10 protein-coding genes and 1 pseudogene are annotated in these 9,912 nt (G+C 46.1%); 6 read left to right on the top strand and 5 right to left on the bottom strand.

The window, feature by feature from the left end; all coding sequences use genetic code 11:
• Positions 1-717 (top strand): annotated as a pseudogene (locus AC5EF3_RS07210) (AAA family ATPase); the annotation flags it as partial.
• A 626-nt stretch (positions 718-1,343) separates the two neighbouring features.
• On the opposite strand, the gene AC5EF3_RS07205 reads toward AC5EF3_RS07210, so the two are convergent.
• Both AC5EF3_RS07205 and dut read right to left on the bottom strand, forming a co-directional pair.
• Positions 1,344-1,472 carry a hypothetical protein gene (locus AC5EF3_RS07205; RefSeq protein WP_493547546.1) on the bottom strand — a complete coding sequence of 43 codons (129 nt, stop codon included), beginning with the start codon at positions 1,470-1,472 and terminating at the stop codon, positions 1,344-1,346.
• A 625-nt stretch (positions 1,473-2,097) separates the two neighbouring features.
• Positions 2,098-2,565, bottom strand: a complete 468-nt coding sequence (gene dut, locus AC5EF3_RS07200; RefSeq protein WP_015828865.1) for a dUTP diphosphatase — start codon at positions 2,563-2,565, stop codon at positions 2,098-2,100.
• Between the two features lie 157 nt (positions 2,566-2,722).
• Here dut and AC5EF3_RS07195 point away from each other — a divergent pair, with 157 nt between their 5' ends.
• Positions 2,723-3,637, top strand: a complete 915-nt coding sequence (locus tag AC5EF3_RS07195) for a hypothetical protein (RefSeq protein WP_493547545.1) — start codon at positions 2,723-2,725, stop codon at positions 3,635-3,637.
• Here the strand turns inward: AC5EF3_RS07195 and coaBC are convergent.
• The 3 genes from coaBC to AC5EF3_RS07180 all read right to left on the bottom strand — a co-directional run bounded on the left by coaBC (position 3,627) and on the right by AC5EF3_RS07180 (position 7,235).
• Positions 3,627-4,829, bottom strand: a complete 1,203-nt coding sequence (gene coaBC / locus AC5EF3_RS07190) for a bifunctional phosphopantothenoylcysteine decarboxylase/phosphopantothenate--cysteine ligase CoaBC (RefSeq protein ID WP_493547544.1) — start codon at positions 4,827-4,829, stop codon at positions 3,627-3,629. The two genes, AC5EF3_RS07195 and coaBC, sit on opposite strands and share 11 nt — an antisense overlap.
• A 93-nt stretch (positions 4,830-4,922) precedes the next feature.
• Positions 4,923-6,470 carry an AarF/UbiB family protein gene (locus AC5EF3_RS07185; protein WP_493547543.1) on the bottom strand — a complete coding sequence of 516 codons (1,548 nt, stop codon included), beginning with the start codon at positions 6,468-6,470 and terminating at the stop codon, positions 4,923-4,925.
• Positions 6,471-6,476: 6 nt separating this feature from the next.
• Complete coding sequence (locus tag AC5EF3_RS07180; RefSeq protein WP_015828861.1) at positions 6,477-7,235, bottom strand: class I SAM-dependent methyltransferase; 759 nt, start codon at positions 7,233-7,235, stop codon at positions 6,477-6,479.
• Between the two features lie 81 nt (positions 7,236-7,316).
• Between AC5EF3_RS07180 and mutM the strand changes: the two genes are divergently transcribed.
• The 4 genes from mutM to rpsT all read left to right on the top strand — a co-directional run bounded on the left by mutM (position 7,317) and on the right by rpsT (position 9,899).
• Entirely contained in the window at positions 7,317-8,162 is an 846-nt protein-coding gene (mutM, locus tag AC5EF3_RS07175) for a bifunctional DNA-formamidopyrimidine glycosylase/DNA-(apurinic or apyrimidinic site) lyase (RefSeq protein WP_493547542.1), read from the top strand.
• A gap of 85 nt (positions 8,163-8,247) precedes the next feature.
• Positions 8,248-8,655 (top strand): hypothetical protein, encoded by a 408-nt coding sequence (locus tag AC5EF3_RS07170; RefSeq protein ID WP_015828859.1) that lies wholly within the window; start codon positions 8,248-8,250, stop codon positions 8,653-8,655.
• Between the two features lie 44 nt (positions 8,656-8,699).
• Positions 8,700-9,485 (top strand): enoyl-CoA hydratase-related protein, encoded by a 786-nt coding sequence (locus tag AC5EF3_RS07165; RefSeq protein ID WP_015828858.1) that lies wholly within the window; start codon positions 8,700-8,702, stop codon positions 9,483-9,485.
• A gap of 150 nt (positions 9,486-9,635) precedes the next feature.
• Positions 9,636-9,899, top strand: coding sequence for a 30S ribosomal protein S20 (gene rpsT, locus AC5EF3_RS07160; RefSeq protein ID WP_015828857.1), 264 nt, complete (start codon positions 9,636-9,638; stop codon positions 9,897-9,899).
• Positions 9,900-9,912: the final 13 nt, after the last annotated feature.

Here is a 9,912-nt window from a genome sequence, read left to right as displayed (position 1 = left end):
GAAGAAGAGCAAACTCTGAAAGAGCGTGTTTCATCGCGTACGCCTGCCGATGCATCCGAAACGCATATTGTGCTCACCCCCAATAATGCGGCGGCATGGCGGATAAATCAGCAACGCCTCGATGAATTACCCGGCGTTGCTACCAGCTATGAGGGGGTGAGTGATGGTCAATTTGATGAGCGCTCTTTCCCGACCGATGCTTTTCTTGATCTGAAAGTTGGCGCGCGCGTTATGCTGATCAAGAATGATCCAGAGGGCAGGTGGGTGAATGGTTCTATCGGTATTGTGGAAGCGTTGGGCGAAAGCTCAGTATTTGTGAAAATTGACGGCGAGACCTACCGAATTGTGCCCCAAGCTTGGGAAAAATATCGCTATGATTTTGATTCCGATAAAAAATCTGTCAGCCGAACGGTCGTTGGTTCATTCAAGCAATTGCCATTGCGGTTAGCGTATGCGGTGACCATTCATAAATCCCAAGGCATGACGCTGGATAATGTCTATATCGATTTTGACAATGGCATGTTTGCTCACGGTCAGGCCTATGTGGCCTTTTCCCGTTGCCGCACGCTTGATGGGTTGGAGCTTTCCCGCGAATTACGCCCGCGCGACATCATCATAGACCGCACAGCCTTTGCTTTTGGCAAGCTCAACATCAATGCCAATAATGATGACTACTTATTGGCAGATATGGCAGGGGAGCCGTTTCAGTTGGAGTAGATTTAGACCGGCAGGAGTTGGCCCATTCCTGCCTCATTACCAGAATTGCAAACCGTCCGCTATTGGCGATTTTAAGCCGCTCAGTTTTTGACAGTTTCGACGGAACCATAAGTAAATACGTACTGTGATATCAAATCAGTTTGGATAAAATCAGCAATCAAGCAGTTCTTAGGGTGTCATTTCGCGCCAATACCTCACCGCCCCCTATAGTGCCGAGATACAAACCCGTTACATGATAATTGCCTAACTGCGTCCTCAGCTCTTTGGTCTGCCCAAGGATAAGTTCAGCAGCGGGGGCGAAGGACTGGATCAACTTGGCCTAAAGCTCGAAGATCAGGAGACGGGCCAAGAGCAGCCCAAAGCGTTTAGACGCAGCCATAGATAAAGCGCCTGTTAAGATAAAGCCTGTCTGCCGCGCTCTTCCAAAACAGCTATCCATCATAAAAGTGCAGCTGGTGTCTGTTGGCCTCGGTGCGGGCTGCGGCGTAGGGTTTGACTACAGGGCTACCCCCTCGGCAAAGAGGTGATAGGAGAACTTGAGTATGTCCTGAGTCGTTTTGTCGTCAACCGCATCATACGATTACGCCTATCCTGCGAGACGGTATCGCAGGCACCTACGCCAAATCTTAATTTTTTGAAGATTTACTAGGTTTTAAACTAGGCTTATTTCCAGGAGTGTTTTTGTTGTCACGCCGACGTTGATCAAGTTTTCCTGTTGATTTAGCTTTTGGTTTTGGGCCGGGTTTAAGCGCCATGATAGTTCTCCTTAATTATAGCGAATGATAGCATCCTCTTTCATTACACATTTGGGTATAAAAAGAGTATTTTCAATAGCTCACAAAATTGGACAACCGTAAGCTAAATAAAGAGGTAAATTGTTTTAATATAAAAGTTCGCCAAACGCTTACCAAACAAGTCTCTGAGTTAATGCCTGCTTTTGCTCGCATTGGAGCCATTCGCACTGAAATGCTGAATGCCTTCCATTGGCCAGAAGCCGCCGTTAGGAATGCTTCATCGGGTGTCGCCTTTGGGCGATTTTCTGCCGCTTGTAGGAAGATACCTCACTCTCTAACATCCCTTCATTTTAAGGGGTGAACGAAGGCGAGTTGGATGACCTTATTTGGCAAATTCCACTCAATTCTTCACTTTAAGTCACATGCAACCCGAACATCGCGGGTCGCTATTGGATCATCTGCTTGCATATTTTGAAGGTGTGAGATGTCGTGTGAGCGACCCGACCCGTTGGCAAAAGAGGACGGGGAGGAACTCTTCAGTTTGTCGGTATCGCCAGCTTCTCACATTACGGTTTATTCATGTTGAGTCAGAAGCATAAAATTCAATCAAATAAATTTATGTTTTGTTAACTCAATTTTGGACCTTTTAGCGCCCTGTAGAGCCAAATCCACCTGTGCCGCGATCGGTGCTGGAAAGCTCATCAACTTCTTTCCAAACGCCTTGCGTGACGGGAGCCACGACCATTTGCGCAATGCGTTCGCCGCGTTTGATGGTGAATGGTTCTGATCCTAAATTAATCAAAATGACTTTCACTTCACCGCGATAATCAGCATCAATTGTGCCGGGTGTGTTGAGGCATGTAATACCGTGTTTAGCGGCTAGGCCAGAACGCGGGCGGATTTGCACTTCATAGCCATGTGGAATTGCCATGCTCAAACCCGTCGGGATCATATCGCGCGCCATTGGAGCCAGCACAATGTCTTCGCCTTCATTATTGGCTGCGCGCAAATCCATGCCAGCCGCACTTGTGGTTTCATAAGCAGGCAATGCCAAACCTTCAAAATGGGGAAGGGGCTTAACTTCGATGATGGCTGTGTTTGCTGGCTGGCTCATGACATATCTCCTAGATTTGGAAACATGCTTAAACTGGTTGTTGTGGTTTGGAAACTTGCCATATCTTTTTTCAATTTTAAAACAGACATTTACCTGAGGGTGTATTTTAGGTTGAAAATGTAGTAGGATAAGTATTCATTGCTAGTTGGGGGCTACTATGCAGTTTAAATTCATCATTCTTACAGTATTCGTGTATCTTTCAGGGTGTTCAAATGCACCACACATTAAAGATTATTCCAATAAACTAACATTACCGGCAACATTGTTGACGGTGAACAATATAGTGGATCCTACAAATGTTGTTGGTCTTTTAGATGCTGGCAATGTTGCAAAATATGAGACTTGTATAGGCAAGAAACCGAAGCCCAAACCGCGAAAGCAGTATACCAATTCGGAGATTAGAGATTGTAGTCTCTTGGCAAGTGCAAAGCAGGAAGTTCCAATTGAGAATGTTTTGGGTGTTATGGGAAGGGTGGATGATATAGTCCGGCGTCAGATATTGATAGCTGCTTATGCCAAATCGGATAGGCTTTGTGATGCCTATATGTCGGAAGTCATAACGCAATCAAAGGTAACGAAGTCTTCCATGGGGGTAGGAGGTTTGGCTTTGGCTGTATTGGCGGGTGTGAATACGCACGCGCAATCTGCCAATCAGCTTGCAAATGGTGGTGCTTTTCTTATCGGCGCGAGAGATGAGTTGAGCAATACTATTCTAGGGGGAGACAACACTGACCTTCATTATAGAGCCGTGCGCGTGCGGCGTTTAGAAGAAAGAGAAAAAGCCCAGCAAATGCTGGATGTTGCCGATTATGATGGATTGCAGCTTCATATTGTAAACTATCATGCATTATGCGGAATTGTGCATGGAAAATCTACGCTGGAGGCGGCAGTCTCCACGAAAGAAGACCAAGTGGAAGTTAGTCAAATTAAATCTATTGCTGAATTGCAGGCGAATAGAATAAGTGAACTACAAAAACAGATTGTAGAATATAAAAAAGCTATACAAATAAGTGAGACTGAGCTTTCAGAAGAAGGTGATAGTGCGGCAACCGAGGATGTGGCTAGTCCTTAAAGCTCTCAGCGATACGTTTGGCGAGATTTTGGGCGACAAATGCTTTGCTCATGCGTGGTAAACGTTCAATGCCATCACGTTTGACAATGGCGATTTCGTTTTCAGCTCCGCCCATCACATCGCCAGACACATCATTCGCCACGATCCAATCACAGCCTTTGCGTTCCAGCTTGCCTTGCGCGTGATCTTCCACATCATTTGTTTCAGCTGCAAAGCCAATAACAAGCTTGGGGCGGTCTTCGCTCATGTGGGAAATGGTTTTTAAGATATCAGGGTTTTCAACAAGCGTGATTGAACCCATGCCTTTTTTTGTTGTTTTGGCTTTGATTTTTACATCTGATGGTTCTGCCGGTCTCCAGTCCGCGACTGCTGCGACGGAAACGAAAATATCTGATGGCAAACCGGATTTTACAGCATCTAGCATCTCTATTGCTGTTTCAACTTGAACAAAATTTAGACCAGCCGGTTGAGGCAAGGAAGTTGGACCAGACACCAATGTGACGTCGGCTCCAAGGCGAGATAGTGCAGAGGCAATTGCGTAGCCTTGTCTACCTGAAGAATGGTTTGAAATATATCGAACCGGATCTAAAGCTTCTCTTGTGGGGCCCGCTGTAACAACAGCTTTTTTGCCTGCGAGGGGTGCATCAATCGGGCGCGCCAAATGATCAAGAATTTCGTCTTTTATCCGCATAATATCCGGCAGCCGACCAGGCCCATATTCACCACATGCCATTTCGCCAACATCTGGTTCCATCACTTCAATACCATCAAGGCGCAATTGTCTGACATTGCGTTGGGTTGCTGGATGGTCCCACATGCGCACATTCATGGCCGGCACCATGAACACGGGTTTATCAGTCGCAAGTAGAGTCGTTGTCGCTAGATCATTCGCAATACCGGCACAGGACTTCGCCATTAAATCCGCAGTAGCGGGACAGACGACAACCAAATCCGTGGAACGAGAGAGTTGAATATGACCCATATCGGCTTCATCATCGAGGTCGAAAAGTTCGGAAAATACTTTCTCACCTGTGAGGGATGAGACGGTGAGTGGGGTTACAAATTGCTCGCCACCTTTAGTTAAAATGCAGCGTGTGGAAACGCCGGCGCGGCCCAATTCACGGATCAGCTCAAGGCTTTTATAGGCAGCTATCCCGCCGCCAATGATAAGTAGAATTGATTTATCAGCCACGTTTTGTGTCTCCAAAGGGGTCTGTACGTTCTTGTTCTAACGTATATTTATGAGGAATGCACGGATTGGGCCGAACAGATTTTATGTAATCTCTTAAACGTGAATACCAACAAGATAACCAATTAGAGCGGCGAGGGCTTTGCCTAATATCAAAGTCACAGTCCACAATGGCCAATTTGAGCGTGGTTTTATGGGCGTTGGCGGATTTTCAATTTGAATCAAAGCATTATCAACACGGTCCATAAATTCAGGTAGGCGTTTAATGCGGTTAGTTGCTTCATTGGCGACATTCTGGGCTAGCTTGGCCGCACCTACAGGTCCAAATTCTCTGGCAACCCAACGCTCAACGATTGGACGCGCCGATTCCCATATATCATGTGGCGGGTAAATGGCGCGTGCAACACCTTCAACTTGTACCATTGTCTTTTGAATTAGCACGAGTTCTGGGCGCATGCGCATTCCAAATTGTTCTGTAATATCAAACAATTGCATGATAATACGGCCCATTGGAAGATCTTCTGCTGTTTGCCCATGAATAGGCTCGCCTACAGATCTTAATGCTTGTGCAAAATCATCCATTGAATGCTCTGCCGGCACATAGCCATTTTCAAAATGCACACGGGCAAGGCGGGTGTAATTGCGCGTTAGGAAGCCATTTATGATTTCAGCAAGGAAAAGACGCTCATTTGGACCTATCCGTCCCATAATTCCAAAATCAATAAAGGTCAGTTCATATTCATCCCCGTCTTTTTCGGGAGGGTGTAGTATCATATTGCCTTCATGAATGTCGGCATGAAAAAAGCCATGATCTAGCGCGGAGGCAAGAAAACTACGATTAACCTTATAAGCGAGCGCTTCGCGATCTTTGTCACTTATCCCCTCAAGCCGGGTCATGGCCTGTCCAGATATCCATTCAGTGGTCAGAACGCGTTTGCTTGTGCGTTTCCAATCAACTTCAGGTGCGCCGGCATAATTATCGATTTTGAGAACTTCTTTAAATTCAGAAGCAGCGCCGGCTTCAAAACGCAGGTCCAACTCTAATGTTAAAGAGCGAGCTATTGTTTCAACGGCGTCTATTGGGCGTAAACGTCTGGAATCAGGAACAAATTTCTCGATCATGCGCGCAAGGCGTCGAAGGGCGCGTAATTCCTTTTCGATGTGTTTTTCAACATCGGGTCTTAAAATTTTGAGGGCTTTATACCCATCTTCTGTGTGTATTTTGTGGACTTGGGATATAGATGCTGCGGCAATAGGTGCGTCCAGCTGTGGAAAGAGTGTCGAACATTCGTCTCCAAATTCGGCTTTGAGTGCTTTTTCTGCGAGTGCGACTGAAAAAGGCGGAACGCGATCTTTTAGACGAGAAAGATCTTGTGCGTTTTTTATCCCTATAATGTCTGGTCGAGTGGCGAGGATTTGTCCCAGCTTCACATAAGCTGGGCCCATTTTTTCAAGGGCGGATGCCAAGCGGTCGCCAGTGCTTTTCTTTTTGCTGCTACCAGAAAATAAACGCAGCACCATGCCCACAAGTTTGCCCGGCCAAGGTAGATGGCGGCGAATATCGCTAGGTATCAAAACATCATGTCTTGCGAGTGTCGTCCCCGCTTTTATCAAGCGGTAATAATCTGCAATGGCTTTAAACATAATCGGTTAAATCGCCCAACCTGTGTGTAGAGCAGCAACACCGCCAGTATAATTTGTGAAGGAGACTTTGGAAAAACCTGCTTCTTTTATCATGTCTGCAAATTTTTCCTGTTTAGGGAAGCGGCGGATCGATTCGACAAGGTATTGATAACTGTCTTTATCGCCGGTCACTATTTTTCCTAATTGCGGGATGACATTAAAAGAATACGCATCATAGGCAGCCTGCATTTCTTTGGTCGCCATATGTGAAAACTCAAGGCAGGCAAAGCGGCCGCCAGGTTTAAGGACGCGGCGAAACTCTCTTAATGCTGCGGGAATATCGACAACGTTTCTAATGCCAAATGAAATTGTCACGACATCTACGCATTTGTCGGGGAAGGGGAGTTTGGTTGCATCGGCGCATGCCCAGATCAATCCGTCATCGCCGCGTTGCTCTAATCCCGCCAATAGCATGTCGTCATTAATGTCTGTGACAATAGCCATAGCAGGTTCGCCGCCTCGGCGTTGGCGAACTTCTTCTGCCTTTGCAACGAAAGCGCGCGCGATATCACCTGTGCCACCCGCGCAATCAAGAAGCAATTCACCCGGTTGCGGATTTAAGCGGGCAATCGTGTTGGATTTCCAGATACGATGAATGCCCCCAGACATGAGATCATTCATAAGATCGTATTTGGAAGCGACAGAACGGAAAACACCTTTAACGCGTGAGACTTTTTCTTCTTCTGAAACGTCTTCAAACCCGAATGATACTTTTTCGCCCGTCATCAATTCATCCTGTGGACTATAGTTTTAGTATTTTGACGAACACCATAGGCGAAGCTTTGCTTACGCGCTATAGCTATCTGAATGCCAGAGCTTCCTGAAGTAGAGACTGTTCGTCGCGGTTTAATCCCCGCAATGCAAGGTCGCGTCATTGAACGCGTCGAATTGCGGCGTGCTGATTTACGTTTTCCGTTTCCTGATGATTTTTCTCAACGCCTTCAAGGTGTAAAAATAGAGCGTTTGGATCGGCGCGCCAAATTTTTGATGGTTGAGCTTTCATCAGGTGAATTGTTGACCATGCATTTGGGGATGACGGGCCGTTTTTCCATAGAAGGAGAAGGCTTTGATATATTTGCGCATGCAATTGCTGGAAATCCAAAACATGATCATGTTGTCTTTCATTTAGAGGATAATTTGAAAGTGACGTTTAATGATCCAAGACGCTTTGGATTTATGGAGTTATATCGTGCAGGCGAAGCCGAAAAATCCAAGCGTTTTTCAGAGTTAGGGCCTGAGCCTTTATCAAATCATTTCTCTGCAGCGCATTTAAATGAAGTTTTGCAAAAAAAATCTTCGCCCATTAAATCAGCCTTACTTGATCAAAGAGTGGTTGCTGGGCTTGGCAATATATATGTGTGTGAAGCGTTGTTTCGCGCGGGCATTTCTCCGACACGAATATCTTCCACTATAAAAGGTAAGAGAGCTGAAAAACTGGCACCCATCGTTAAGGATGTCATCAGTGAGGCAATTGAAGCGGGCGGTTCTTCTATATCCGATTTTGCTCAAACAGATGGCAAACTAGGTTATTTTCAGCACAATTTCTTGGTTTACGGTAGAGAAAATGAGCCTTGTAAAGTGTGTGATAAACCGGTGCAGCGTATCTCTCAGTCAGGCAGATCGACATTCTTTTGTGCGTCTTGTCAAAAGTAAGCTTTTGAAAAGGTGTGCTTGTTAGAAAGTGGGTATAGCGCTATTTTGCTATCTTTGGGCAACAAGCTACAAAAGGAAGGGGCTGATGATGTTTCTTTGTGCATCAATATTGCGCCGACACTTTTTATCATTGCTGGGGGCTCTTGTATTTTCGTTGAGTTTTGCTGTACCAGCCAGCGCAGTAGATTTTTTAGAAACAATTCAGGATATTCCTTTGCCAGCTGGTTTTGCCGAGCTGGCGGAACCTGTTGAGTTTGAAACACCTTTTGGGCGCATCGTAGAGGTGTCGGCCGAAGGCAAAGGAACGGTAGATCAGTCACGGTTTTTCTTTGAGGAAACTTTGCCGGCATTCGGTTGGGTTTTAAAAGAGCAACCCTTGGTATTTGAGCGCGGAAATGAGCGCCTTTATATCAGCCTGATCAGCGGTGATGGTATTGTGCGATCTGAGTTTAAGCTTGTCGTACGTCCAGCATCATCGGTTATGAACGACTAATTTGCAGTTTGCCGTCGAGGCGGTACGACGCAAGGAGAATTTTTATGAGCTATGTGCTGATTGAAACGAACGTAGATGAAGCCACAGGTGTTGCCACTATTGTGCTTAATCGGCCAGAGCAGCGTAATGCTCTTTCTAACCAGCTTATGAAAGAAGTCGCCCTTGCGATTGATGATTTCGAAAGCAAAGATACGATTGGTTGTATTGTTATAACTGGTAAGGGCACAAAGGCTTTTGCTGGCGGAGCAGACATTAAAGAGATGGCTGGCCGCGATTATGCGCAGAACTTAAAAGAAAATTTTATTACATCTCATTGGGAACGCGTTGCGCAATGCCGTAAACCAACAATAGCTGCCGTTATGGGTTATGCATTGGGTGGTGGATGTGAGCTTGCGATGATGTGCGACATTATCGTGGCTGCGAGCAATGCGAAATTTGGACAACCTGAAATAAATCTTGCGCTATTGCCAGGAATTGGTGGTACGCAGCGCCTGACACGGTTTGTTGGCAAGTCGACAGCAATGGATATGTGTCTGACCGGCCGTATGTTGAATGCAGAGGAAGCACTCGCATCTGGATTGGTGGCTAGAGTAGCGCCTACGGATGAGCTTCAGGATTTAGCACAAGAAATGGCTAAGAATATTGCAAGCAAGTCTCGCATGGCTTCAATGTTGGTAAAAGAAGCTGTTAACACAGCATATGAATCGACGCTTTCTCAAGGGATTTCGTTTGAGCGTAAGTCGTTTCATGCGATTTTTGCCTTGGAAGACGCTGATGAAGGTATGGCTGCATTCATTGAAAACCGTCCTGCACGGTGGCATAACAAGTAAAATGGCGTTTGAACTGAAGGAATTTCGAGATTCTGAAGATTCATCGTTGACGAAAATATCTCCTGTTGGTATCTACCCCGCTTCTGAGTGGCCGTCCCATGTGTGAGATAGACTGCTCAAACCTAATTTTATGTTCGGAGACTGCACTATATGGCCAACACTAGTTCCGCCAAAAAGATGGTACGTAAGATCGAGCGGAAGACGGCTGTTAACAAGAATCGCCGTTCACGTATGCGTACTTTTATTCGTCGCGTAGAAGAAGCTATTGCGGGTGGCGATCAAGCTGCTGCACAAGCTGCGCTAAAAGCGGCACAGCCAGAAATCATGCGTGCTGTAGGTAAAGGTATCCTTCACCGCAACACAGGTTCACGTAAAGTGTCTCGTTTATCATCTCGCGTTAAGGCGATGGCATAAACATAAAGCCTTC

The sequence above is a fragment of the Hirschia sp. genome, from assembly GCF_058892565.1.
This window is presented reverse-complemented; position numbering and strand designations above follow the sequence as displayed.